Source organism: Cryobacterium sp. TMB1-7, from assembly GCF_004402435.1.
GTDB lineage: Bacteria > Actinomycetota > Actinomycetes > Actinomycetales > Microbacteriaceae > Cryobacterium > Cryobacterium zongtaii.
The window spans coordinates 65,101-87,768 of record NZ_SOFZ01000016.1 but is presented as its reverse complement, the minus strand read 5'-3'; the positions used below and the strand labels follow the sequence as shown (position 1 = coordinate 87,768).

The window sequence follows — 22,668 nt, the reverse complement described above, 5'->3', positions numbered from 1 at the left end:
CGGGGTCCACGACCTGCCCCTCCGGGTCAAGGAGAACCCACCGGTAGCCGTGCTGCCGTAGGCGGTCGTTCCGAGACTTGCGGTCCTTGTCGCTGTACTCGACACGCTGACGAGCCTGACTCCCCCGGGTCGCACCAGCGCAGGTGCGACACCGGCGGGCCCTGCCGTCGCCGGCCGACGGATGCACGGCGAACCGCTCGATAGGGAGGACCTGCTCGCACTGAGCACACGCCTTCGGGTTGTGTGCGTCCCGGTGAGCGGCTTGGTCGACTGCTTGGTTACAGGTTCCACAATTTGTCATGTGCTGAGGGTAGCGACCAGCACTGACACGGCCCTGGGTCGAGATCGCCCGGTATGCCTTCTCCGACGAGCGGGAACCCTCGGAGATCGAAGCCCCGCTATGGGGGTCTGCCGCTGCCCGAGCTCGTGGCCGACGAGCAATAGATTGGCCGTGCCGCATCCGTTTAGACGCGGTGAACCTGACCCAAAGGACTCCCATGGATACCGCTGCAATCACCGCCTGGACTTTTGTCTCCGAGGTTCCGATCCCGGCCGACGTTGAACCCATGCTTGTTCCGGGGGAGAAGGCGGTCGCCGCGTACAAGACGTTCCGGGACAGCGCGGTGTTCACGACCAAGCGTCTTATCGTGCGGGATGCTCAGGGGATCACCGGCAAGAAGGTCGAGATGTACTCGCTGCCGTACTCCAGCGTGAACATGTGGTCGTCGGAGAACGCCGGCTCGCTCGACATGAACGGGGAAATCGAGTTGTGGACGCGCGCCGGTCACATCAAGATCAAGGTGGGCAAGGCCGTCGACGTGCGAGCGCTGGACCGCCTCATCACCCACGCCGTGCTCGGCGCCGAGCTGGCGGTCGTCTAGAAACCGGCGCGGTCGTCGCCGGAACCGGCAATCGGCGTACTATCACCGGCATGACCGGCGTCGCGTCGACCTCCGAGACCACCGTCACACCGCGCACCTACCTGTTCGCCCTCACCGACGGCGGTGGCACCGTTCCTCCCGAGCTCGGTGTCGCACGCCGGCTGGTCGACCGGGGGCACCGGGTCACCGTGCTCGCGGACGAGTCGCTGGCGGACCAGGTGCGCAAAACCGGCGCGATGTTCGTGCCCTGCCTGTGGAGCCCGGCCGAGGCGTTTCGCGACTATGAGTTGCGCTCCCCGACGAGCCTCGCCCGGGGGATCGCCGACTACATGTTCACCGGTCCGGCCCCGGCCCAGGCCCGGGACACGACGGCGGCTCTGGACGCCGTGCGGCCGGACCTGCTGGTCACCTCCTCCTTCGCGCTCGGTGCCATGATCGCCGCCGAGGCCTACGGATGCCCGTTCGATGTGCTGCTCCCCAACTCCTACCCGTTGCCGGCCACGGGCATGCCGCCGTTCGGGTCCGGCCTGTCGCCCGTGCACGGACCGCTCGGGCGGCTGCGAGATGAGACCATGACCGCCGTGGGCGCCCGGATGATCGACCGGTACGCGCTGGAGAAGATCAACGCGGTGCGGGCCGACTACGGTCTCGGCCCGGTCGCGCACATGTGGGACCAGATCCACCACGCCCGACGTCAGCTCGTGCTCACCTCTCGGGCGTTCGACTTCCCGGCGACACTGCCGTACAACGCCCGCTATGTGGGGCCGATTCTGGACGATCCGGCCTGGGCGGCCGAGGAGGAATGGACCGCGCCGGCCGGTGACCATCCGCTGGTCCTGGTCGCGATGTCCTCCACGTTCCAGAATCAGGTGGACTGCCTGCAACGGGTCGTCGACGCGCTCGGCAGCCTGCCCGTGCGGGGGCTGGTGACCACGGGGCCCACGGTTCCCGCCGACGCGCTACGGGCGCCGGCGAATGTCACGGTGGTGGATTCGGCGCCGCACCGCGAGGTGATGCGCCACGCCAGCCTCGTTGTCACCCACGGTGGCCACGGCACCGTCATCAAGGCGCTCGCGGCGGGACTGCCCCTGGTGATACTGCACCACGGCCGCGACCAGGCCGACAACGCCGCCCGGGTCACGGCTCGCGGCGCCGGAGTGGCGGTGTCGCGGCGCGCACCGGCACCGCGCATCGCCCGGGGCGTGACCACGGTGCTCGGCACCGACGACTACCGACAGGCCGCCGAGGCGCTGGGCCAGGCGATCCGGCACGACGCCGCCGGCACTGCCCTGCTCGACGAGCTCGAGACCCTGATTCCGGCGACCGGACGGACCAATCCGTCCACGCGGTAACCGAGCCGGTGAACGACCCCGTGGCGACGCCGTTCGGGCTGTGCGACTTCACAGAAACTCGTTTGTGTGTGAAACTTGACGACTTCTCGTGCCCGCTTGCGGCATCCGAATGCCCGCAGGCCGGGCATCCGAACAAAAGGAACTCCAATGACGGATCAAACTTTTCAGTTGGCGGCGATTGTGCTGTACTTCGCCGGGATGCTCGCGATCGGCTGGTTTGCCTTTCGGCAAACGAAGGATCTGGACGACTACATGCTCGCCGGCCGCGGCCTGAAGCCCGGCACCGCGGCGCTCAGCGCCGGCGCATCCGACATGTCCGGTTGGCTGCTGCTCGGCCTGCCCGGCGCCATTTACGTGTCCGGTCTGGTGGAGGCGTGGATCGCGATCGGCCTCACCATCGGCGCCTGGCTGAACTGGAAGTTCGTGGCCCCGCGGCTGCGCTCGTACACCCACGTGTCCAACAACTCCATCACCATCCCGAGCTTCTTCGAGAACCGGCTCAAGGACACCTCGCGGCTGCTGCGCGTGGTCTCCGGTGTGATCATTCTGGTGTTCTTCACGTTCTACGTGTCCTCCGGCATGGTCGCCGGCGGGGTGTTCTTCGAGAACTCGTTCGGCTCCACCTTCCTGGCCGGGATGCTCATCGTCGCCGGCGTCACCCTGCTCTACACCCTCTTCGGCGGCTTCCTCGGCGCCACCCTCACCGACGTCGCGCAGGGCCTGCTGATGCTCGCCGCACTGATCGTGGTGCCCGTGGTGGCCCTCTCCGCCACCGGCGGCATCGGTGCCACCATCGACTCCATCCGCGAGGTCAACCCCGACCTGCTCTCGCTGACCGCCGGCGGATCCGTGCTCGGCGTCATCTCCGCCGCCGCGTGGGGCCTGGGCTACGTCGGCCAACCGCACATCCTCGTGCGGTTCATGGCGCTGCGAAGCCCGCAGGACGCCAAAGCCGGCCGCCGGATCGGCATCGGCTGGATGATCCTCACCGCCCTCGGCGCCCTGGCCACGGCGCTGATCGGCATCGCCTACTTCCAGCAGAACCCCGACGTCACCCTGGACAACCCGGAAACCGTGTTCCTGCTGCTCTCGCAGATCCTGTTCCACCCGTTCGTCGCCGGTCTGGTGCTCGCGGCGGTGCTGGCCGCGATCATGAGCACCATCTCGTCGCAGCTGATCGTCTGCTCCTCGGCCCTGGTCGAGGACCTGTACAAGATCGTGGGCAAGAAGGATGCGACGCCCAAGCAGCTGGTCATGCTCGGCCGTCTGGGTGTGCTGCTGGTGGCCCTCGTCGCCGGGCTGATCGCGCTGAACCGGGATTCGACCATCCTGGAACTGGTCGGCTTCGCCTGGGCCGGTTTCGGTGCGGCGTTCGGCCCCGTGGTGCTGCTCTCGCTGTACTGGAAGAAGCTCTCCACCTGGGGTGCCCTGGCGGGCATGGTCACCGGTGCTGTGGTCGTGTTCGTCTGGGGCAACTCCGAGCTGAGCGCCACGATGTATGAGATCGTGCCGGGCTTCCTCGCGAGCCTGCTGGTGACTGTGGTGGTCTCGCTGGCCACCTACAAGCCGTCGATGGAGATTGAGGCGGAGTTCGACGAAGCCGTGGCGCAGGCCCACCACAACTACACGAAGCCGGAAGCTGCTCCGGCCGCCGTCTAGTTCTCGCACTGCTTTCGTTCGCACCCCGCCCCGACCGATCATGGTCGCGGGCGGGGTGCGTTGTAGCGTGGGGGTGTGACCGAAAAGCAGCCGTACGACCGTGTGCAGAGTTACGACGACTTCGAGGTGCGCCGCTATCCCGGCCATGTGCTGGCCGAGATCGTGGTCGGTGGGCCGTTCGACGAGGCCGGCAACCGGGCCTTTCGTTCTCTGTTCGCCTACATCAGCGGAGAGAACGTCTCCCGCACCAAGGTGGCGATGACGGCGCCGGTGGTGCAGGATGCCGCCGGATCACGGATTGCTATGACAGCCCCGGTGGTGCAGCAGTCTGTCGCAGCCGAGGATGCCGCGGACGGCGGCTACCGGGTGGCGTTCGTTCTGCCGGCGAGCCTCACCATCGACAGCGCCCCGCGCCCGACCAATCCCGAGGTGCACCTGCGTGCCGTGCCTGAGGCACTTGTGGCCGTCATCCGTTACCGCGGGCGCTGGACCCAGGGCAGCTACACGCGGCACCTCGACGAACTGCGGCAGGCCATCTCGGCCGCCGGGCTCACCCCGGTCGGTCAGCCGCGATTCGCCCGCTACGATCCACCGTTCAAGCCCGCGTTTCTGCGGCGCAACGAGGTGCTGATCAACGTCAACGCATCCTGAGCCGGCCGGCACCTCGAAAAGAGGAAACAGTGACTCTATTAGGACGGAATCGGGCGCAGCATCCTATTTTGCGACCTATCTCCTCTTAATCGTTCGTCCCTCGGTCTCAGCGGCCCCCGTCAGAAGATGACGAGCAGGATGCCGACCACGAGGCAGACGCCCAGAAGGTAGAGCGTGTTGCGCGCGGTCGAGCGGAACACCGGTTGCCGCTGCCGCCGCGCGAGAAGTGCCACTGGAACCGCCGCCGCCACCAGCACGATCAGCAGACCGACCGCTCCGACGATAGTGGCGAAGACCTCTTCACCATCGTTCGAATTGGGATCGCCCGGCCACCAGCCGTTGGCGTCGCCGATCGCCTGGAGCCCCAAGCCGAGAACAAGCACGGGCCAGAAGGCGATGGTGACCGCGATCAGGTCGATCAGGATGACCCCGGTGATGAATAGTCGACGGCTGCGTGTCGCTTGGCTGTCGGCGATCACCAGCTCTGGTCCCGGGGCACGATGACGGCGTTGCTCTGCATGGGCTCAGCCTAAGGTGGCCCACCTGAGGGACTGTCGAGGACGTCGGCACGAACCCTAGCGCGGCGGCCATCGTGCCGGGGGCCAGGTGGGCTGGGCCGATGCAGATCAACGACGTGGTTGGGCCAACGCGCGAGCTCGGGGACGGTCTGGGCTGGCTCGATGTCGTTGTGCGGGCGAGGCGCCGGTATGCGGGTGGCGCGCCACCCGCATAGCGGCGCTGCACCCGCATAGCGCCGCTGGCGCGACATCAGGGCAGCCGCGGGCAGCCACGGGCAGCCGCGGTGGATCAGGTGTCGGTCGTCGGCGCCGGCTGCCGCTCCATCTGGCGCCAGGCGCCACCGGTGAGCGGGCTCAGCGTGACGAGAGTGTAGGCGACGGCGATGATGCCGAAGGATGCCGCGAGGCCGATGGTGTCGGCGGCGATACCGCCGAGCAGGGCACCGAACGGCACCCCCGCCCAGGCGCCGGCGTTGATCATGCCGAACACCCGGCCGCGCATGTGCGGGGGAACACGTTCGAGCTCCACCGTGCCCAGGATCGGGTTGATCGCCCCGGCGGCCAGGCCGGACAGGGCGGTCATGGCGACGAGCACGGGCAGTGGAGCGCCGAGGGCGAAGGCTGCGCTCGAGGGCCCGCCGGCCAGGGCGAAGCACGCCGCAAACGTCAGCCGGCGAGGAACGCGGTGGGCGACGAAACCGAAGACGACGTTGCCGACCAGGGCGCATCCGCCCATGACCGCCACCAGCAGACCCAGCACGGCCGCGCCGCCCAGGCGATCGTTCGCGTAGAGGGGCAGCAGGGTCGCACCGCGGGCCGCGTCGAACAGGTTCGTGATGAGAACCAGGCCCACAATCAGCCGCATCAGCGGGTCGTGCATGACAAACCGGAATCCCTCGGCGAGGTCGGCCCAGTAGCTGGTTCGGGGCGCGTCGGAGCGGTCGACGGCCGCGGGCTTGAGGGAGTCGGCAGGCAGAACGGCCACGAACGCCCAGGTGAGCAGCGCCGAGACCGCGAAGGTGGCGGCGTTGACGAACAGGGCCGCCATCGGCCCCACCAGCGCGACGAGCAGGCCGGCGATGGAGGCGCCGATCAGCCTCGCGAAGCGTTCCGAGCCGTCGAGCAGGCCGACGCTCTGCTCGAGGCGTACTCCTGCCCGGGCGGTCAGGCTCGGCAACATCACCCGCCGGGCGGTCTGCCCGGGGGTGTCCAGCAGGCCGCCGGCGAACACCAATAAGAGGAGTGCCCAGAACGGCAGGCCGACGGTGAGGGCGAGCACCGGGATGGTCAGCACGGTCGCTCCGCTGACCAGGTCGGCGACGATGGCCGCGCGGCGGTGGCCGACCCTGTCGACGACGACCCCTCCGAGCGCGCCGCCGATCACCACTGGGGCGGTGGCGAAGAACGCGGCGACGCCCACCTCGACCCCGGAGCCGCCGAGGCCGAGCACGTAAAAGGGGATGGCGAACGCGGTCACGACGTTGCCCGTTTGGGAGATGGCGTGCGCGGTGAGCAGCGCGGTGAGGGAACCGGTGGCGCGGCGGTCGCGGGGGCGCGCCTCCGTGGTGGGTGTGGTCATCGGTGGGCCGGTCAGGGTCGGCGGTAGGCCTGGTAGACCAGCACCACGGGTTCGGCGCCGTCGCTTCCGGCGGGGTCGTGGGCGGCCCCGGTCTCGACCCAGCGGTCCACGAGCGCCTCGAGTTCGGCGCGCATGGCGGTGAGCTCCTCGACGGTCAGGCGCAGGCTGCGGTCACCGCTGGCGGCGGCGCCGACCCAGTCGCGGGGGAGGTTCGGTGTTGCGTCGATGTAGTCGGTGTACCGGGCGGCGTAGGCCTGGGCAATCGACTTCTGCAGGCTCGCCGAGGCGGCGAGCTGGTCGGGATCGTCGAGCAGATCGGCGGGCTCCCAGCTGGTGAGCGCGGTGGTGGCCTGCCACCAGTGTTCGCGCTGGTCGCTGCTCTGCGCCTCGGCGGGCTCGATCAACGCGATGGAGGCCAGCTTGCCGAGGTGGTAACTGATGGTGCCCGGGGCCTCGTCCACGATGTCGCCGAGCTGCGCCGCGGTCTGCGGTCCGAGTTCGCGCAGCAGTCCCAGCAGACGCAGGCGGGTCGGATGCGCGAGCACCCGCATCGAGGCGGCCGACGTGAGCGTGGTTCGGCGGGTATCGCGGGGAGTCATGCCCCGACGATATAAGAACAACGATCATTGCGCAACACTCGTTGTGCATTCTCGGCAGGGTGAGAGGTATCGGTGGGGGCGCTGCGGTGCCGGACGCGCATCCCGAAGTCTGCGGGTCAAGCGCCGTTATGCGGGTGGCACGCCACCCGCATAACGGCGTATGACCCGCATGCCTTGGCTGGCGCATGACTCTGGCGCGGCCGCGGGGGAGTCGGGCCCAAAAGGACAGCCTGGGGGAGCGTCTAGTGGTGCAGCGCCTTGTCGATCTTCTTCGCGTTGTGTGTGGCCAGCTTCTGCAGGTGGGCGCGACCCTTCTTGGCCTCCGGCCCGTTCCAGACTTTCCGGGCCCACGCTCCACCCGCTCGTATCGACCCCGGCCGGCCTTGGTGCCGAGGCGTAACTGACGAGGTGGAGGGCGGACGGACCTGTGGAGAGAACTGAGGATAACTCTTGACGCGGCAGAACTTAACCGGTTTAGTTGACGAATGACGTACAACGATGTTCGATCAAGCTCCTGTTCATCCGCTCACTCACGGCCGGGCCGTTTCGCCCTGGCCGCCACCCTGTCGGTCGCCCTCGTCGGCACCGGCGCCCTGGCCGCCGTGCCAGCGTCGGCGGCCACCGCCACTAGCGGCACCACCACAAAAAGCACTCCGGCGGCTCTCCCGGCCGCCGAAGCATCCGCCCCGCTCACCAACCTCAGCCACCTCAACTTCCTGCTCGCCGAGGTGCCCCTGCCGGTGATCGCCGGGCACACCACCTACCAGGCCGCGGAGACCCCGGTGGTCGAGGCACCCTGGACCTATGCCGACAAGAACGACGACGGCAGTTACAGCCCGATCGGCGGCGGTGTCCTCGACCCGGCCACCGGCTACTACAGCCAGGGCGCGTTCAACGCCGACGACACCTCCCGCGCTGCCGTGGTGTACCTGCGGCATTGGCAACAGACCGGCGACACGACGAGCCGGGACCACGCCTTCCAGACCCTGCGCTCGCTCACCTACTTGCAGACCACCGAGGGACCCAACGCCGGCAACGTGGTGCTCTGGCAGCAGGTGGACGGCACCCTGAACCCCAGCGCCAAGCCCGTCGAGCTGCCCGACCCGAGCGACTCGGACGAGTCCTACTGGCTGGCCCGCACGGTGTGGGCGCTCGGTGAGGGCTACGCCGCGTTCGCCGACGAGGACCCGGAGTTCGCCGCGTTCCTCGAGGAGCGGCTCAACCTCAGCCTGGCCGCGCTCAACGCCGGGTCGCTCGGCGACTACCCCAGCTACGACGTCGCCGACGGCGACCCGGTGCCGGCCTGGCTGATCGCCGACGGCGCGGATGCGTCGGCCGAGGCCGTGCTCGGCCTCGCCGCCTACCTGCAGGCCGAGCCCGCCGGCCCCACCGTGGCCGTGGCCGAAACCGCGCTCAGCCAGCTGAGCGAGGGCATCGCGGCGATGTCGACGGATGAGGGCGCCAGCGGCGACTGGCCGTTCGGCGCGATCATGCCGTGGACGAAGTCGCCCAGCCTGTGGCACGCCTGGGGCGGGCTGGCCCCGGCGGCCGTGGCGACGGCATCCGGGGTGCTCGACGACCCGACCCTGCTCGCGGCCGCGGTTCAGGACACCGCACAGTTCACCCCGCAGCTGCTCGCCGCGGGCGGACCTGACAACGCCTGGTCGCCGACCCCCGGCGAGGCGCAGATCGCCTACGGCGTCGATTCCCGGCTGCAGAGCCTGGTGGCCACCGCTGAGGCCGCCGATGCCCCCGGGCTGCTGAACCTCGCCGCGATCACCGCCGGCTGGTACTTCGGCGCGAACCCCAGTGGCCTGCCGGCGTACGACCCGGCCACGGGCACCGCCATCGACGGCATCGAGCCGGACGGCGGGGTGAACCCCAACTCCGGCGCCGAGTCGACCATCCACGCGCTGTTCTCGATGCTCACCCTGGACGCCAACCCCGACCTCAAGGCCGCGGCCCTGGGAATCACCGCCACGGTGGCCACCGACGGGCTCAGTGTGGTGGAGGCCGAGTCCGGGACGATCACCGGCGGCACCGTGACCACCCCGGCCTCGGCCTGGACCGGTGAGGCCAACTGGTCCGGCGGCGCCTACGTGGACCTGGCGGCGGGAGGCACCCTGCGCATCACCGTCCCGACCGACGACCAGGCGCGCCGGGTGCACCCGATCGTGAACCAGGTCGTCGACCCCGCTGGCACGACCACGTGGACCGTCGGCAGCAAGCGGCCGGGCAAGGGCAAGGCCCCGCTGTTGGGCAGCACAGCCAACGGCGGCGCCGGCGAGCAAGGCGTCACCGAGGTGCCCGGCCAGCTACTGCCGCTGCCCCTGGCCAACACCCTGCCGGGCAAGGCCAGCGAGGTCGTCGGCACGACGGATGCTTCGGTGCAGCTGGACGCGCTGCTGATCCAGCCGCTGATCTCCACGGTCGCGGTGACCGGGCCGGACGGCTACTCGACGCTGTTCGTGAGCGCCGACGTCGCTGACACGAAGCGCCGCATCGACGTGCCGCGCGGGCAGCAGCTGGTGCAGCAGGCCTTCGACGCCGCCGGCCAGCCGATCCCCGACGCGCACAAGGGCAAGGGCGACAAGCGCGGCGGCACGGTGTTCATCGCCGCCGGCGGGTTCACCCAGGTGTGGTTCGAGGCTCGATGACTCGCGAATTCGACACCACGGATGCCGCGGAGCGCCATAGCCGATGCCGCCCGCGTCAGCCGACCCACGGTATTCGGAGTTCCGCCTCCGTAGTATCGTCGGAACAATGACAAACATTGCGGAGTCAGCTGCAGGCACCCCACAGGACGACCATCGGTTCTTTGGTCAGCCTCGGGCGCTGGCCAGCATTTTCGGTGTCGAGATGTGGGAACGCTTCTCGTTCTACGGGATGCAGGGCATCCTGCTGCTCTATTTGTACTACTCGGCGGCGGAGGGCGGCCTCGATATCCCGCAGGCCACGGCCGCGGGCATCGTCGGGGCGTACGGCGGAGCGGTTTACCTCTCCACCATCCTGGGCGCCTGGATCGCCGACCGGCTGGCCGGCTCCGAACGGGTGCTCTACGTCAGTGCGGTCGTCATCATGGTCGGGCACATCGCCCTGGCCCTGATCCCGGGCGTCGCCGGAGTCATCGTCGGCCTGATCCTGATCGCGCTCGGCAGCGGTGGTCTCAAGGCCAACGCGACCTCCGTGGTCGGCACGCTGTACCGCAAGGACGATCCCCGCCGCGACGCCGGTTTCTCCCTGTTCTACCTCGGCATCAACCTGGGCGCGTTCTTCGGCCCGATCCTTACCGGACTGCTGCAGTCAACCATCGGCTTCCACTACGGATTCGGTCTGGCCGCCGTGGGAATGGCGATCGGTCTGACCCAGTACTCGTTCGGGCGCAAGCGCCTGCCCGACTCCTCCCGCGAGGTGCCCGACCCGTTGCCGCGCAGCAAGTACCTGCCGTACGCGATGATCGCGGCCGCGTTCATCGTGCTCATCGTGGTGCTGGTGCTCATGGGGATCATCACCGCCTCGAACCTGGTGACCATCGTCATCGGCGTGACGATCGTCGCATCCGTGTCGTACTTCGTCGTGATTCTCACCAACCGGAACATCACCACGGTGGAACGGAAGCGCGTGTACGCGTTCATCCCGCTGTTCGTGGCGAGTGTGGCGTTCTGGTCGCTCTACCAGCAGCAGTTCACCGTCGTGACGCTCTACTCGGACCTGCGGCTAGACCGCGTGTTCTTCGGCTGGGAGATGCCGGTGTCGTGGGTGCAGTCGATCAACCCGGTCTTCATCATCGTGCTGTCGGGTGTGTTCGCTGCGCTGTGGACCAAGTGGGGCTCGAAGCAGCCGTCCACGCCGGTGAAATTCGCCTTCGGCACCGCGATCATGGGCGTGGGGTTCCTTTTCTTCCTGCCGTTCGCCGGGGGCGCAGCCAACTCGACCCCGTTGCTGGCAATGGTCGGCATCCTGCTGGTCTTCACCGTCGCGGAACTGCTGCTCTCACCCGTCGGGCTGTCCGTCTCCACGAAGCTCGCGCCCGAACTGTTCAAAACCCAGATGGTCGCGCTGTTCTTCCTGTCGGTCGCCCTCGGCACCGCCATTTCCGGTCTGCTGGCCGAGTGGTACGCGGTGGCCCCCGAACACCTGTACTTCGGGGTGCTCGGTGGCATCGCCATTGGGCTCGGGATTATCCTGGCGCTGTTCGCCCGGCCGATCCTGCGGCTGATGGGCGGGGTGCGCTAACCGACCGAGAGGGTGCCATGGAGCCGTCGCCGACGCCAACCGCGGAGCTGGAGTTCATCGAGCTCGGCTCCGGCCCGGCGTTCACCATGCTGCATCCCGGCGGCACCGACGCGCGCGCGCTCGCCCCGATTATTGAGCGTTTCGCCGAGCGGTATCGAGTGCTGGCGCCGGACCGGCGGGGGCACGGCCGCACACCCGACGCCGACGGCCCACTGACGTTCGAGGGGATGGCGGACGACAGCATCCGCTTTCTGGAGCAGCACACCGCGGGCCCGTCCCCGCTATTGGGCTACAGCGACGGTGCCGTCGTGGCGCTGCTCGTGGCTCTGCGGCGACCCGACCTGGTGTCGCAGCTGGTGTTCGTCTCCGGTGTCTATTCGCTGGCGGGGTGGCCCGCCGGCACCCTGAATGCCGACGTGCCGGAATTCATGGTCGACGCCTACGCCGAGGTCTCACCGGATGGCCGGGAGCATTACGCCGTCGTGGCCGGGAAGCTGGCCCGGATGCACCAACAGGGTCCGACGCTGACGACGGCGGACCTCGCCGCGATACGGATGCCGGTGCTCGTGCTCGTCGGCGACGATGACGACATGGCGCTGGAGCACATCGTGGAGCTCTACCGCGCCTTGCCCGCCGGTGAGCTCGCGGTGGTGCCGCACGCGTCGCACGGTGTGCTGGTGGAGAAGCCGGACCTGTGCCGGGATCTCATCGTCGAATTCCTCCGGCCCGACAAGCCGGACACCTTCGCCGCGGTGCGCCGCGCGCACTCGGCCTGAGCCGGGAGACCCGCCGCTAGAACAGGGGGCGTCGGGTCCACTCGACGAACAGTGCGAAAGCCGGCGTCGCGAACACCAAGAAGACGATCAGGTTGACGATCACGCTGCCCCGAAACGCCGACCGGAAACTGGCCTTCTGGGTCTTGTGCCGCAGCGTCTGCTGGGCGACGATGGCGCCCGGCCAGCCGCCGATGACGCCCCACAGAAGAAGAGTCGTCTCCGACACGCGCCAGCGCCCCGCGGTGGCCGCCGACTTGTCGACCGCGTAAAGGGAGAAGCAGACGATGCTGGCGGCGAGGTAGAGACCGGCGACCCACACGGGGATCGGCCAAAGTGTGTTCACGACGAGGTAGCCGGCCACGAAGAACAGGATCGGGAGGTACCGTGCGGCGCGGGATGTGCGCCGGGCGGGGGTGCGACCCGACGACGACAGCATCCGTTTGCCCGCCGGGTGCACCCGTGCGGCACGGCGTTTGCCGTCTGCCGACTGCTCGATATCGAAGGTGAGCGCCTCGCCGAGTTGCGGCCGCGTGTGGCCGGCCGGGAACGCCTTGATATGCACGAAGGTTTTGCCGGTTCCCTGAGCGGGAGTGATGAAGCCGAATCCGCGGTCGTCGTCCCACGCGGTCAAGGTGCCGTGCACTCGTTCAGTTCGGGAACCCATGGCTCGAGCGTAACGGGCGCCGAGCCACCATGGCCCCGCTCAGCGGTTCACGGTGCGGCGGGCGGATCCGCAGCCGTGGTGAGCGCGTTCGGTTCGGGCAGTGCGGACATACCCTCTGGTGTGTCGGCGGAGCGCACGAGAGCTTCGATCCAGCGGGGATTGAGCGTTGGCTTCAATCGATCGGTGAACCTGTAGAGGATTGAAATGTGGGGGTGGATCCAGATCGAACCTCGACCGCCGTCGCCATCTCTGTCCTGTCGCCAGGAGAACTGGAAACTCTCGTTCGAGTGCAGCTTCACCGCGAAGGCAACCTGAAGATGGGCGAGCATCCGATCGTTGAAGTCGATTCTGAGGCTCGAGTCGTAGACCAGATGTCCCATCAGATGACCTCCCTCACGGTGTGCTTGGCGAGACCCTATGCCTGGCAGGCCGGGATCGCTGGGGGGTTGCGCACAGGGGGTAGCGTGCCGGTCGGCCCTTGCCGTTTGGTGAGGTCTGGGTGTCAATTGGATGCAGCGGTGAGGAAAAGTTGGGACGACGACGTCGGGAGTTGCTCATGTCGGGAAAACAGGATGCGTCGAAGGGGACGGGCCGGGGCGGCGCGGAACAACGCAAGGCCGCGACGTCGTCGGGCCCTCCGGCAGATCGGCCGGAGAAAATCCGCAACGTCGCCCTGGTCGGTCGGTCCGGCGCCGGTAAGACCCTGCTCGCCGAAGCGCTGCTCGCGGCCACCGGTGCCCTCACCCGGATGGGCACGATCGAGGGCGGCAGCACGGTGAGCGACTCGGACCCGTCCGAGATCCACCAGCAACGATCCGTGGCGCTGTCGGTGCTGCCGCTGACGGTCGGCGAGGTGAAGGTGAACCTGCTCGACACCCCGGGCTACGCCGATTTTGTCGGCGACCTGCGTGCCGGGCTGCGGGCAGCGGAGGCGGCGCTGTTCGTGGTCTCGGCCGTTGACGGTGTCGACGCGGCCACCACCGCTCTCTGGGCGGAGTGCGAGCGCATCGGGATGCCCCGGGCGGTGGTGATCAACCGGATCGATCACCCGCGGGCGGCGTACGAGGCGGTGCTCGCGGCGTGCCAGGAGAACTTCGGCGCCGTGTTGCCGCTGGCCGTGCCGATCCGCACCGACGGGAGCATCACCGGGCTGCTGGGGTTGCTCTCCGGCACGGTCTCGGACTCCGGCGCGGGCACCGCCGGGCCCACCCAACGGCCGGCCACCGAGGCCGAACGCGTTGACGCGGAGCCGGCCCGGGCCACCCTGATCGAGGGGATCATCGCCGAGAGCGAAGACGAAACCCTGATGGACCGCTATCTCGGCGGCGCCCAGATCGACCTGCACACCCTCACCGCCGACCTGGAGATCGCCGTGGTGCGCGGCAGCTTCTATCCGGTGCTGGCGACCTCCGCCGAGACCGGGGTAGGCATGACGGAACTGCTGGAGCTGCTGACCGGCGCGTTCCCCTCGCCGATGGAGCGTGCCCTGCCGTCGGTGACGGACCTGGACGGCCGGCCGGTGGGGCCGCTGACCTGCGATCCGGACGGGCCGCTGGTGGGCGAGGTCGTGCGCACCACCATCGATTCGTTTCTGGGCCGGGTCTGCCTGGTCCGCATTTTCTCCGGCACGCTGCGGGAGGACACCATCGTGCACATCGGCGGCATTGGCCTCACCGACCGGGGCCATCACGACCACGACAGTGACGAACGGGTCACCCACCTGCAGTCCCCGCTGGGCGCCATCCTGCGACCGGTGCCGTATTGCGTGGCGGGAGACATCTGCGCGCTGACCCGGCTGACCGACGCGGAGACCGGGGACACCGTGTCCGACCGGGAGGCGCCGTTGCTGGTCGAGGCGTGGGAGATGCCGGAGCCGCTGATGCCGGTGGCGGTGCACGGCGCGGCGCGCAGCGATGACGACGCGCTGGCCAAGAACCTCGGCAAGATCGTGGCCGTCGACCCGACCCTGCGGGTGGAGCGCAACGCCGAGACCCACCAGCTGGTGCTGTGGTGCATGGGCGAGGCGCACGCCGAGGTCGTGCTGGACCGGCTGCGCAGCCAGGGCGTGAAGCTGGAGACCGTCGACGTGATCACGCCGCTGCGGGAGACCTTCGCCACGCCGGCGGGCGCCCGGGGGAGGTACGTGAAGCAGTCCGGCGGCCACGGCCAATACGCCATCTGCGAGATCGAGGTCGAACCACGGGAGCGCGGGGCGGGGTTCGAGTTCGTGAACAAGATCGTCGGCGGCGTGGTCCCCGGGCACTACATCGGGTCGGTGGAGAAGGGCGTTCGCGCGCAGATGGAGAAGGGCGTCTCGGCCGGGTTCCCCGTTGTGGACATCCGGGTGACGCTGGTGGGCGGCAAGACGCACAGCGTCGATTCGTCGGATGCGGCGTTCCAGGCAGCCGGGGCGTTGGCGCTGCGGGAGGCCGCCGCGGAGGCCCGGATCCAGCTGCTCGAACCGGTCTCGGCGGTCACGATCAGGGTGCCCGACGCCTCCGTCGGCGCGGTGATGACCGACCTGTCCACCCGCCGCGGCCACATGACCGGCACCACATCGGTGGGTGATGAGCGCACCGAGATCAGCGCCGAGATCCCGGATGCCGAGCTGTTACGGTATGCCATCGAGCTCCGGGCCTTGACGGCGGGGAGCGGTCTCTTCCGCCGCAGCTACCTGCGGCACGACCCGGTGCCGCACAATGTTGTGCCGGCGACCGTGAGCGCGTGACCGAACGAACGGAGCGATCGACCATGACGCCAGTGACCTGCGATATCACCGTCTCCACCGACGGCTACGCGGCCGGCCCCAACCAGAGCCTGGAGAATCCGCTCGGTGAAGGGGGAATGCGGCTGCACCGCTGGGCGCTCGAGCAGCCTGCCGAGAATGCCGCCCAAATGGAGGCCATCCTGGAGGCGGGTGCATACATCATGGGCCGCAACATGTTCGGTCCCGGCCGAGGGGAGTGGGACGACGAATGGACGGGCTGGTGGGGCGACGAGCCGCCGTACCACGCGCCGGTGTTCGTGTTGACGCACTATCCGCGGGCACCGCTGGTCATGGCGGGAGGCACGACGTTCACGTTTGTCACCGACGGCATCGAATCGGCCTTGGAGCAGGCGCGTGCCGCGGCGGGGGAGTTGAGCGTGGCCATCGCCGGCGGGGCGTCCACCGTGCGGCAGTACCTCGCGGCCGGGCTGATCGACGAATTGCGGCTGCATATCGCGCAGGTGGTGCAGGGCACCGGCGAGCCCTTGCTGGAGGGACTGGATGACGTGAGGTTGGAACAGGTGAGCTCGGTGGAGAACGAGCTGGTCACCCACGTCCTCAGGGTGGTGCACTGAGCCGTGCAACGCCGTGGCGCGCTCGACCCATCCGTTGGTTGCGCCTGTCGAACCCGGCGACCAGTCCCGCTCGAACCGCACTCTCTCAGCGAGGCACCGGCGCCGAGCTGTGCGGGCTGTCGTACTCGCCCAGGGCGTAGCGCAGCTGTTGGTTAAGGTCGTTGAGCGCCTGGCGCACGTTGTAACGAGGGTCGGCGCCCTCGCTCAGTGGCGCGGCGATGCCGTCGCTTGCGAGACGGTGCAGAAGGGTCTGCACCGAATGATCGTCGAGGCCGGCCATCCAGACCAGCCCTTCGAGGTTGGCCAGCACGCCGACGAGAGCGGCAGCATCGCGCTTACTGAGGGGGTGAGGGCAGTTGGTGTCATCCACACGGGCAGTTTCATCCGCAATCGTGATGAGGGCAATCCCCGTCCCTCCCCTGTGAGCGCGGATGCGGCCGGCGTGTGGGGCTCCTAGGCCGGGACGTCGCTGTCGCCGGAGGGGTGTTCCCCGGCGTCGAGCTCCTGGAAGAGGGTGATCTGGAGGCCGGCCGGCGCATCCATTCGCGAGTTGATCGAGCGCCACGGGGTTTCGCGGGGCGTGGCGGTGAGAATCGCGCCGGCGTCAACGAGCCGGTCGGTGGTCGCCGCGGTGTCGTCCACCTCGAACGCGACGCGGAGTCGATGGCTGGGCTGGCCGTCGGCCTCGACCCGATCGATCAGCCGCACCTGGGCGGGATTGGACAGCTCGAGGGTGGCGATCCCGGCGCTGAGGATCACGACCCGGGCGTCGCCCTCGCCCTCGTAGGACTCCGACACTGGCAGCCCGAGCACGTCGCGGTAGAAGGCGAGGGCGGCATCGAAGTCCTCGGTCTCGACGACGAGGCGCAGCTGCCGGACCGGGGCCGGGTTGGGGTTCGTGGGTTCGCTCATGCTGTGGATGGTAGCCGCGCTGGGTGGCGGCCGTGCGTAGGTCGTCGGGCGTAGGGCCTTGGTGCACGGGTGACGCGTGGCCGCGAAGGCGGCGCGCTGTGCGGGGCGGGCGCCGTTATGCGGGTGGCGCGCCACCCGCATAACGGCGCCTGACCCGCATACTTCCACGAGCACAGCGACGGCACGCCGACGGCGCCTCGACGGGGTGCGTACGGTACGTCGAGGAGCACCGCCGACGGCACCGCGGGCCGGCACGGGGTGCGCTACCGTCGAGGTGACTCAGTTTTGATCGCCCTCGAGGAGTTGCCATGACAGACACCACCGCGCCGTCCGGCGCCGGTCCCGAGCAGGACGACACCGCCGGGCAGGGCAGCCCGGCGGCCGGCAGCCTGGCGGCCGCCATCGCGCTGGCACAGGCGGCGCACGCCGGGCAGGTCGACAAGCTCGGGGTGGCCTACATCGAGCATCCACTGGGCGTGATGAGCCTGGTCAACACCGTGCCCGAGAAGACCGTGGCGGTGCTGCACGACGTGGTGGAGGACACCCCCATCACGCTCGACGACCTGCGCGCGCAGGGCTTTGACGAGCCCGTCGTGCGGGCGGTGGATGCGCTGACCAAGCGGGCCGGCGAACCGCTCGCCGAGTCGATGGCCCGGGTGGCCGCCGACCCGCTGGCGCTGGTCGTGAAGCACGCCGACCTCGCCCACAACGCGAACCCGGTCCGTCAGGCCGCGCTGCCGCCCGAGATGAGCCGGCGGCTCACGGCCAAGTACACGGAATCGGCCCGACTGCTCGGCACCACGCTCGCGGCGGTGCTCGACAGGGGATGACGGCTGCGCTCAGGTAGCGCCCGCGCGGGTCGGCTCCGCGACTACCGGCGCTTGGCGAGCAGGGCGCCGAGGCCGGTCACCGCGGCGACGGCGACGGAGCCGAGCGTGAGGACCAGGGTGGGGTTGCGCTTGTAGGCGTCGGTGAGCTTCCCGAACGTGTCGGTCGCGAACTCCCGTGCCGAGGCGATGGCTGCGGTGGTGTCGATGTCGCGCAGGGCCGCGGTGGCGGTGGCGACGGTGTCGTCGACGGCGTGGCGGGCCTGGTCGGCGAGCTCGCCGGCCTTCGCGACGGTGTCCTCGACGAGGTCGTGGGCCTGCTGTGCGGTGTTGTCAGTCATGAGATTCCTTTCGAAGGGGGTGCTGGCTTAGCGGTGAACGGCCTTGGTGATCTTCTTCGTGTTGCGGCGGGCGAGCTTCTTCGTGCCGACGCGGGCCTTCCTCACGGTCGGGTCGTTCCACGCCTTCTTGGCGTTGCGGCGGATCTGCTTGTACCGGCCTCGGCCGGCCTTGGCGCCGATGAGGTAGAACGCGAAGGCCACGGCGGCGGCGAGGAGAAGACGAAGTGCGGTCATGGTGGCCTGCTTTCTGGTTGGGGACTGAGGCGAGGCGTCCGAGCCCGGGCCGGGTACGGCCGAGCTGACCGGCCACGGTGCCGAGCGGATGACTCGCCCTACCTATGAGTGGCGTGAAACCGGCAATTCGTCACGGAATCCACCGTTTTCGGCAGCCGTCGGAGCAGAATGGCAACATCCGACGAAGGGAGCCACTGTGGCCTCGACATCCGCTTCCGCCTGGACGGACGCATCCAGCAACCTGCTCAAGGTCACCCGCGGGTTCGTCCTCGGCACCGTCGATCCCGGCTCAACGCCCGGCTTCAGCGGCAGCAAAACGGATGCCCAGACCGCCGGGGTCGCCGCCGCTGAGGCACTCTCGCACCAGCAGGAGATGCTCTTCGCCAACAGCCGGGAGGGCGACTCGCGCAAGATCCTGCTCATCCTGCAGGGGATGGACACCTCCGGTAAGGGCGGTATCGTGCGCCACGTGGTGGGCGCTGTCGACCCCCAGGGCGTCAGCCACGTGGCGTTCAAGGCACCCACCCCGGTTGAGCTGCGGCACGACTTTCTGTGGCGCATCCGCCGAGAGCTGCCCACCGCCGGCATGATCGGAGTCTTCGACCGGTCGCACTACGAAGACGTGTTGATCGGCCGGGTCAGGCAGCTCGCGTCGCCAGAGGAGATCGAGGAACGCTACGACCTGATCAACGCCTTTGAGCAGGAGCTCGTCGACGATGACACCACCGTGATCAAGGTGATGCTGCACATCAGCGCCGGCGAGCAGAAGAAGCGCCTGCTCGAGCGGCTCGACCGGCCCGACAAATACTGGAAATTCAACCCGGGTGACATCGACGAGCGCATGCTCTGGCCCGGCTACCAAGCGGCGTATCAGACCGCGCTCGAGCGCACCTCCACGGTGTTCGCGCCCTGGTACGTCGTGCCCGCCGACCGCAAATGGTTCGCCCGCCTCGCGGTTCGAGAGCTGCTGCTCAAGGCGTTGAACGACATGGTGCTCACCTGGCCGCCCGCCGACTTCGACGTGGCTGCCGAGCGGGCCAGGCTGGCCGCATCCTGAGGGGTGGGTCCATGGTGGTGTTGAGCGCGGGCATCCTGCTCTATCGGTTGACGGATGCGGCGGAGCCCGAGGTGTGGATCGCGCACATGGGCGGCCCGTTCTGGGCGCGCAAGGATGCCGCGGCCTGGTCGATCCCCAAGGGCGAGTACGGGCTCGGGGAAGACCCGTTCGCGGCTGCGCGGCGGGAGTTCGAGGAGGAGATCGGGGTGCCGGCACCAGCGGTGGAGTATGTCGAGCTGGGTGAGTTTCGGCAGCCGTCGGGCAAGGTGGTGACGGTGTTCGCGGCGGAGGCCGACCTCGCGGTCGACATCGTGGTGAGCAACACGTTTGAGCTGGAGTGGCCGAAGGGGTCCGGCCGGTTGCGGTCGTTCCCCGAGGTGGACGATGCCCGATGGGTGGGTCTGGAGCAGGCCCGGGTGCAGCTGGTGCGCGGGCAGGTGCCGGTTCTCGATGCCCTGGTGGAGCTGCTGAGGAGTCGGGGGCGGCTGGCTCGGTAGCGGTTCGGCCCCTGGGCCTGGTGTCGGCTCGGCCGCGGGAGGGGTGGTTCGGGTGCCGGATGCCTGCTCCGGGGTGCTGCGCGGGCAATGCGCCGTTATGCGGGTGGCGTGCCCCCCGCACAACGGCGCCTACCCCGCATAACGCGAATTCCGGTCGGTCGGGCGCGGAGCATCAGGGACCGCAGGGGTTCAGCGGGCCACCAGCCGGGGCCGCCGGACGGCGACCTCCGCGCGGTCATACCGCAATTCTCTCCCGCCGATCGAGCCATCCGCGGCCACCCACGCGGCCACCCTCGGGGGCACCGGCGGGGGCGGATCGGGTGCCGGTCGCCCGCAACCGGACCAACTGTTGCCCGTGCGGACAATTGTGCCCGGCACACCGGGCGCAATTGTCCGGATCGGCAACAGTTGCCGAACATTGGGCAGCGGGGACTGCCCGGCGTCAGCGGAAGCGGTCGTCGTCGAACGGCTGCACGCCATCCGCCAGGCTCCACGCCGCGGCGAACGGCATCAGGGTCTCGATCCGGGCCACCCGCACCCCCTCGGCGGTGGGCAGCAACACCCGGATGCCGGGGTGGTAGTCGAAGAGCACCTGGCGGTCCCGCCCGCACGGGCCGACCACGCCGCGACCGTGATTGCCCACGGCAACTATCGTCGTGATTTCCCGCGCACCACCGGCGCGGGCGGTGCCCAGGGCGACGAGCTCGGCGCACGGACCGCCGGTGAAGTGGAACAGGTTCACGCCGGCGAACATGCGGCCGTCGGCGGCCCGGACGGCCGCGCCCATGGTGTGGGCGCCGTCCTCGTCGGGGCCTGCATCCGTGTTGGCGTCGATGGTCGCACGAGCGAGCTCGATGAGTTCGCGGTCATCCGCTGACGGGGTTTCGAGTTCGGGGGTTGCAGGCATGGGCTCATCCTACGGAGGGACGGGTCCGGCCGCCGGCGGAGGAGCGGCCGGCGTGGCCTTCGGGGCGTTAGGCGGGTCAGGCGCCGTTATGCGGGTGGCGCGCCACCCGCATAACGGCGCCTTGCCCGCATACCTCGGCGGCCACGCCCGGGCCGAGGCAATGTGGCTGCGCGCTGGCTCAGGTGGCGTCGGGCGTGAGCCGCGCGGCATCCTGGAGCAGGGCCCGGAACTCGTCCAGCTCGAGGGCGTCGATCGACGCGAACGTGATCGCGGCGGAGCTGACCTTGACCTTGCCGAGCCGGCCCTTGTACTGCTGCACGAGGGAACCGTCCTCGTCGGCCGCATTCACGTACACGCTGAGGTGGTTCTTCTGCCTGGCCAGTCCCACCACGAACCACTCCACGGTGGGCTTGCCCGGCCGGGCGATCACGGTGTGGCCGTAGCCGATGATCTGCTGCTCGGTGCCGCCCCAGAAGACGCCCTCCCACAGCTCGCGGGTGACCCCGGCGAAGACCTCGGAGATGATGGCGTCGAGGGCCCGCATCGAGTCGACAAAGGGGCCGTCCAGGGTCGCGAGGAACTCGTCGACGTCTCGACCGGTTAGCTCCATGGTGATCTCCTTCGGTGTGGGGTGGGGCGCTGTCTCGATCGTAGGGGCGGTGCTGTCGCCGCGTCAGCGTGCACCACGGCGGCTGTCGCGAGTGTGGCACCGATCGGCGGATGCGGGGCCGGGCATCCGGCGGATGCGCTAACCCCACGTAGCTCCCGCAAACCCGCGCGGCGCTCCCACATCCACTTGGCGAGTCCGACCGTGGCAACCCCCTTGAAGGGGCACAGCCACGCGGATACGGTTCCAGCGTGCACATCTCACGAAGGAGGCCCCATGCCAGCCACCGCCTTGCCCTCCAGCGGCGACAACCCTGACGACGGCGCCGGTGCCGTCAAGATTTGCGACGGCCGCGGCATGGTCGAGATCCATCGGATGTTCCGGGCCGGGTTCGGTGAGGCCCCGGCGCTGGTCGGTGCGGTGCCCGACAGCGACGCCGAGCAGGCCGACCTCGTCGGCGACTACCTCGCGATGCTCTCCACCGGGCTGCACGCACACCACGAAGGCGAAGACACCATGCTGTGGGGCCGGCTCGAGAGCCGGGCCCCCTCCTGCGCGGCCCACGTGACGCGCATGAAGGAGCAGCACGCGCTGATGCTCGTGCACCTCAACGAACTCGATGCGGCCCTGCCGGCCTGGCGGGCGAGCGGCCGGGCAACGGATGCGGCATCCGTTGCCACAGCCCTGGCCGGCATCAATGCGGCGCTCGCCGTGCACCTGCCCGACGAGGAGACCCACATCGTGCCCGTGATGGAGACCGTCATCACGCCGAGGGAGATCGACGCGCTCTCCGAACACGGTCGGAAGGCCACCCCCAAGGGCAAGATGTTCGTTCAGCTCGGCACGATCCTCGCCGCGCAACCGGACGGCGGCGACGACTGGCAACACGAGCACCTGCCCGCTCCGGTGCGGCTGCTCTGGCGGCTCGTGGGCAGGTCACGGTACGAGCGGTACCGGGCGGCGCTGGTCAAATAGGCGGATGCGCCCGGATGTCGACCGGGTGGGCCCGGGGTCCGGAGTCAGGGGTGG

24 protein-coding genes are annotated in these 22,668 nt (G+C 69.2%); 13 read left to right on the top strand and 11 right to left on the bottom strand.

The window, feature by feature from the left end:
• Positions 1 to 497 precede the first annotated feature (497 nt).
• The 4 genes from E3O60_RS05800 to E3O60_RS05785 all read left to right on the top strand — a co-directional run bounded on the left by E3O60_RS05800 (position 498) and on the right by E3O60_RS05785 (position 4,543).
• Complete coding sequence (locus E3O60_RS05800; RefSeq protein ID WP_088456872.1) at positions 498 to 881, top strand: PH domain-containing protein; 384 nt, start codon at positions 498 to 500, stop codon at positions 879 to 881.
• Positions 882 to 931: 50 nt separating this feature from the next.
• On the top strand, positions 932 to 2,233 hold the full coding sequence (locus E3O60_RS05795; RefSeq protein WP_134497401.1) for a glycosyltransferase: 1,302 nt from the start codon (positions 932 to 934) through the stop codon (positions 2,231 to 2,233).
• A 147-nt stretch (positions 2,234 to 2,380) separates the two neighbouring features.
• Positions 2,381 to 3,892 (top strand): sodium/proline symporter PutP, encoded by a 1,512-nt coding sequence (gene putP / locus E3O60_RS05790; RefSeq protein ID WP_103430089.1) that lies wholly within the window; start codon positions 2,381 to 2,383, stop codon positions 3,890 to 3,892.
• Positions 3,893 to 3,967: 75 nt separating this feature from the next.
• On the top strand, positions 3,968 to 4,543 hold the full coding sequence (locus E3O60_RS05785) for a heme-binding protein (protein WP_134497399.1): 576 nt from the start codon (positions 3,968 to 3,970) through the stop codon (positions 4,541 to 4,543).
• 119 nt (positions 4,544 to 4,662) lie between these two features.
• Here E3O60_RS05785 and E3O60_RS05780 read toward each other — a convergent pair whose 3' ends face one another.
• The 3 genes from E3O60_RS05780 to E3O60_RS05770 all read right to left on the bottom strand — a co-directional run bounded on the left by E3O60_RS05780 (position 4,663) and on the right by E3O60_RS05770 (position 7,239).
• Complete coding sequence (locus E3O60_RS05780) at positions 4,663 to 5,022, bottom strand: hypothetical protein (RefSeq protein WP_134497397.1); 360 nt, start codon at positions 5,020 to 5,022, stop codon at positions 4,663 to 4,665.
• Between the two features lie 328 nt (positions 5,023 to 5,350).
• Positions 5,351 to 6,640, bottom strand: a complete 1,290-nt coding sequence (locus E3O60_RS05775; RefSeq protein ID WP_134497395.1) for an MFS transporter — start codon at positions 6,638 to 6,640, stop codon at positions 5,351 to 5,353.
• Positions 6,641 to 6,651: 11 nt separating this feature from the next.
• On the bottom strand, positions 6,652 to 7,239 hold the full coding sequence (locus E3O60_RS05770) for a helix-turn-helix domain-containing protein (RefSeq protein WP_103461706.1): 588 nt from the start codon (positions 7,237 to 7,239) through the stop codon (positions 6,652 to 6,654).
• 485 nt (positions 7,240 to 7,724) lie between these two features.
• Here E3O60_RS05770 and E3O60_RS05765 point away from each other — a divergent pair, with 485 nt between their 5' ends.
• The 3 genes from E3O60_RS05765 (at position 7,725) to E3O60_RS05755 (ending at position 12,251) form a co-directional block, all read left to right on the top strand.
• Entirely contained in the window at positions 7,725 to 9,896 is a 2,172-nt protein-coding gene (locus E3O60_RS05765; RefSeq protein WP_134497393.1) for a hypothetical protein, read from the top strand.
• A gap of 106 nt (positions 9,897 to 10,002) precedes the next feature.
• On the top strand, positions 10,003 to 11,475 hold the full coding sequence (locus tag E3O60_RS05760; protein WP_134497391.1) for a peptide MFS transporter: 1,473 nt from the start codon (positions 10,003 to 10,005) through the stop codon (positions 11,473 to 11,475).
• Positions 11,476 to 11,492: 17 nt separating this feature from the next.
• The gene (locus tag E3O60_RS05755) at positions 11,493 to 12,251 is read left to right on the top strand and encodes an alpha/beta fold hydrolase (RefSeq protein WP_134497389.1); all 759 of its coding nucleotides are present in this window, start codon (positions 11,493 to 11,495) and stop codon (positions 12,249 to 12,251) included.
• 16 nt (positions 12,252 to 12,267) lie between these two features.
• On the opposite strand, the gene E3O60_RS05750 is transcribed toward E3O60_RS05755, so the two are convergent.
• Positions 12,268 to 12,915 (bottom strand): cold shock and DUF1294 domain-containing protein, encoded by a 648-nt coding sequence (locus E3O60_RS05750; protein WP_134480299.1) that lies wholly within the window; start codon positions 12,913 to 12,915, stop codon positions 12,268 to 12,270.
• Positions 12,916 to 12,962: 47 nt separating this feature from the next.
• Complete coding sequence (locus tag E3O60_RS05745; RefSeq protein ID WP_088456861.1) at positions 12,963 to 13,295, bottom strand: ATP-dependent DNA ligase; 333 nt, start codon at positions 13,293 to 13,295, stop codon at positions 12,963 to 12,965.
• A gap of 176 nt (positions 13,296 to 13,471) precedes the next feature.
• On the opposite strand from E3O60_RS05745, the gene E3O60_RS05740 reads away from it, so the two are divergent.
• Together E3O60_RS05740 and E3O60_RS05735 are read left to right on the top strand one after the other, a co-directional pair.
• A complete protein-coding gene (locus E3O60_RS05740; protein WP_134497387.1) occupies positions 13,472 to 15,643 on the top strand; it encodes an elongation factor G-like protein EF-G2 in 2,172 nt (723 codons plus the stop codon).
• Between the two features lie 23 nt (positions 15,644 to 15,666).
• Positions 15,667 to 16,257, top strand: coding sequence for a dihydrofolate reductase family protein (locus tag E3O60_RS05735; protein ID WP_134407998.1), 591 nt, complete (start codon positions 15,667 to 15,669; stop codon positions 16,255 to 16,257).
• A gap of 85 nt (positions 16,258 to 16,342) precedes the next feature.
• Here the strand turns inward: E3O60_RS05735 and E3O60_RS05730 are convergent, their stop codons facing one another.
• Positions 16,343 to 16,627, bottom strand: coding sequence for a hypothetical protein (locus E3O60_RS05730; protein ID WP_088456858.1), 285 nt, complete (start codon positions 16,625 to 16,627; stop codon positions 16,343 to 16,345).
• An 83-nt stretch (positions 16,628 to 16,710) separates the two neighbouring features.
• Complete coding sequence (locus E3O60_RS05725; protein ID WP_134407997.1) at positions 16,711 to 17,169, bottom strand: VOC family protein; 459 nt, start codon at positions 17,167 to 17,169, stop codon at positions 16,711 to 16,713.
• 308 nt (positions 17,170 to 17,477) lie between these two features.
• On the opposite strand from E3O60_RS05725, the gene E3O60_RS05720 reads away from it, so the two are divergent.
• Entirely contained in the window at positions 17,478 to 17,999 is a 522-nt protein-coding gene (locus tag E3O60_RS05720) for an HD domain-containing protein (protein WP_103461697.1), read from the top strand.
• Positions 18,000 to 18,040: 41 nt separating this feature from the next.
• On the opposite strand, the gene E3O60_RS05715 is transcribed toward E3O60_RS05720, so the two are convergent.
• Both E3O60_RS05715 and E3O60_RS05710 read right to left on the bottom strand, forming a co-directional pair.
• Positions 18,041 to 18,337 (bottom strand): hypothetical protein, encoded by a 297-nt coding sequence (locus tag E3O60_RS05715; RefSeq protein ID WP_088456855.1) that lies wholly within the window; start codon positions 18,335 to 18,337, stop codon positions 18,041 to 18,043.
• A 27-nt stretch (positions 18,338 to 18,364) separates the two neighbouring features.
• A complete protein-coding gene (locus E3O60_RS05710; RefSeq protein WP_134407996.1) occupies positions 18,365 to 18,571 on the bottom strand; it encodes a hypothetical protein in 207 nt (68 codons plus the stop codon).
• A gap of 196 nt (positions 18,572 to 18,767) precedes the next feature.
• Here E3O60_RS05710 and E3O60_RS05705 point away from each other — a divergent pair, with 196 nt between their 5' ends.
• Positions 18,768 to 19,628, top strand: coding sequence for a PPK2 family polyphosphate kinase (locus tag E3O60_RS05705; RefSeq protein ID WP_241993210.1), 861 nt, complete (start codon positions 18,768 to 18,770; stop codon positions 19,626 to 19,628).
• Positions 19,629 to 19,639: 11 nt separating this feature from the next.
• Positions 19,640 to 20,125: an NUDIX domain-containing protein gene (locus E3O60_RS05700; RefSeq protein WP_134407994.1), complete on the top strand. Its 486-nt coding sequence runs from the start codon at positions 19,640 to 19,642 to the stop codon at positions 20,123 to 20,125.
• 442 nt (positions 20,126 to 20,567) lie between these two features.
• On the opposite strand, the gene E3O60_RS05695 is transcribed toward E3O60_RS05700, so the two are convergent.
• Together E3O60_RS05695 and E3O60_RS05690 are read right to left on the bottom strand one after the other, a co-directional pair.
• Positions 20,568 to 21,032 (bottom strand): cytidine deaminase, encoded by a 465-nt coding sequence (locus E3O60_RS05695; RefSeq protein WP_198415083.1) that lies wholly within the window; start codon positions 21,030 to 21,032, stop codon positions 20,568 to 20,570.
• Between the two features lie 178 nt (positions 21,033 to 21,210).
• Positions 21,211 to 21,642 carry a DUF1801 domain-containing protein gene (locus E3O60_RS05690; protein WP_134407993.1) on the bottom strand — a complete coding sequence of 144 codons (432 nt, stop codon included), beginning with the start codon at positions 21,640 to 21,642 and terminating at the stop codon, positions 21,211 to 21,213.
• A gap of 273 nt (positions 21,643 to 21,915) precedes the next feature.
• Between E3O60_RS05690 and E3O60_RS05685 the strand changes: the two genes are divergently transcribed.
• A complete protein-coding gene (locus E3O60_RS05685) occupies positions 21,916 to 22,614 on the top strand; it encodes a hemerythrin domain-containing protein (RefSeq protein WP_134407992.1) in 699 nt (232 codons plus the stop codon).
• Positions 22,615 to 22,668 lie beyond the last annotated feature (54 nt).

Bases quoted from the DNA above. Each gene is read 5' to 3' on its own strand.
- E3O60_RS05700 (WP_134407994.1), top strand. From the start codon at position 19,640: ATGGTGGTGTTGAGCGCGGGCATCCTGCTCTATCGGTTGACGGATGCG.
- E3O60_RS05800 (WP_088456872.1), top strand. From the start codon at position 498: ATGGATACCGCTGCAATCACCGCCTGGACTTTTGTCTCCGAGGTTCCG.
- E3O60_RS05725 (WP_134407997.1), bottom strand. From the start codon at position 17,169: ATGAGCGAACCCACGAACCCCAACCCGGCCCCGGTCCGGCAGCTGCGC.
- E3O60_RS05695 (WP_198415083.1), bottom strand. From the start codon at position 21,032: ATGCCTGCAACCCCCGAACTCGAAACCCCGTCAGCGGATGACCGCGAA.
- E3O60_RS05720 (WP_103461697.1), top strand. From the start codon at position 17,478: ATGACAGACACCACCGCGCCGTCCGGCGCCGGTCCCGAGCAGGACGAC.
- E3O60_RS05775 (WP_134497395.1), bottom strand. From the start codon at position 6,640: ATGACCACACCCACCACGGAGGCGCGCCCCCGCGACCGCCGCGCCACC.
- E3O60_RS05740 (WP_134497387.1), top strand. From the start codon at position 13,472: ATGTCGGGAAAACAGGATGCGTCGAAGGGGACGGGCCGGGGCGGCGCG.
- E3O60_RS05690 (WP_134407993.1), bottom strand. From the start codon at position 21,642: ATGGAGCTAACCGGTCGAGACGTCGACGAGTTCCTCGCGACCCTGGAC.
- E3O60_RS05735 (WP_134407998.1), top strand. From the start codon at position 15,667: ATGACGCCAGTGACCTGCGATATCACCGTCTCCACCGACGGCTACGCG.
- E3O60_RS05765 (WP_134497393.1), top strand. From the start codon at position 7,725: ATGACGTACAACGATGTTCGATCAAGCTCCTGTTCATCCGCTCACTCA.
- putP (WP_103430089.1), top strand. From the start codon at position 2,381: ATGACGGATCAAACTTTTCAGTTGGCGGCGATTGTGCTGTACTTCGCC.
- E3O60_RS05755 (WP_134497389.1), top strand. From the start codon at position 11,493: ATGGAGCCGTCGCCGACGCCAACCGCGGAGCTGGAGTTCATCGAGCTC.
- E3O60_RS05715 (WP_088456855.1), bottom strand. From the start codon at position 18,337: ATGACTGACAACACCGCACAGCAGGCCCACGACCTCGTCGAGGACACC.
- E3O60_RS05750 (WP_134480299.1), bottom strand. From the start codon at position 12,915: ATGGGTTCCCGAACTGAACGAGTGCACGGCACCTTGACCGCGTGGGAC.
- E3O60_RS05710 (WP_134407996.1), bottom strand. From the start codon at position 18,571: ATGACCGCACTTCGTCTTCTCCTCGCCGCCGCCGTGGCCTTCGCGTTC.
- E3O60_RS05770 (WP_103461706.1), bottom strand. From the start codon at position 7,239: ATGACTCCCCGCGATACCCGCCGAACCACGCTCACGTCGGCCGCCTCG.
- E3O60_RS05795 (WP_134497401.1), top strand. From the start codon at position 932: ATGACCGGCGTCGCGTCGACCTCCGAGACCACCGTCACACCGCGCACC.
- E3O60_RS05745 (WP_088456861.1), bottom strand. From the start codon at position 13,295: ATGGGACATCTGGTCTACGACTCGAGCCTCAGAATCGACTTCAACGAT.
- E3O60_RS05685 (WP_134407992.1), top strand. From the start codon at position 21,916: ATGCCAGCCACCGCCTTGCCCTCCAGCGGCGACAACCCTGACGACGGC.
- E3O60_RS05760 (WP_134497391.1), top strand. From the start codon at position 10,003: ATGACAAACATTGCGGAGTCAGCTGCAGGCACCCCACAGGACGACCAT.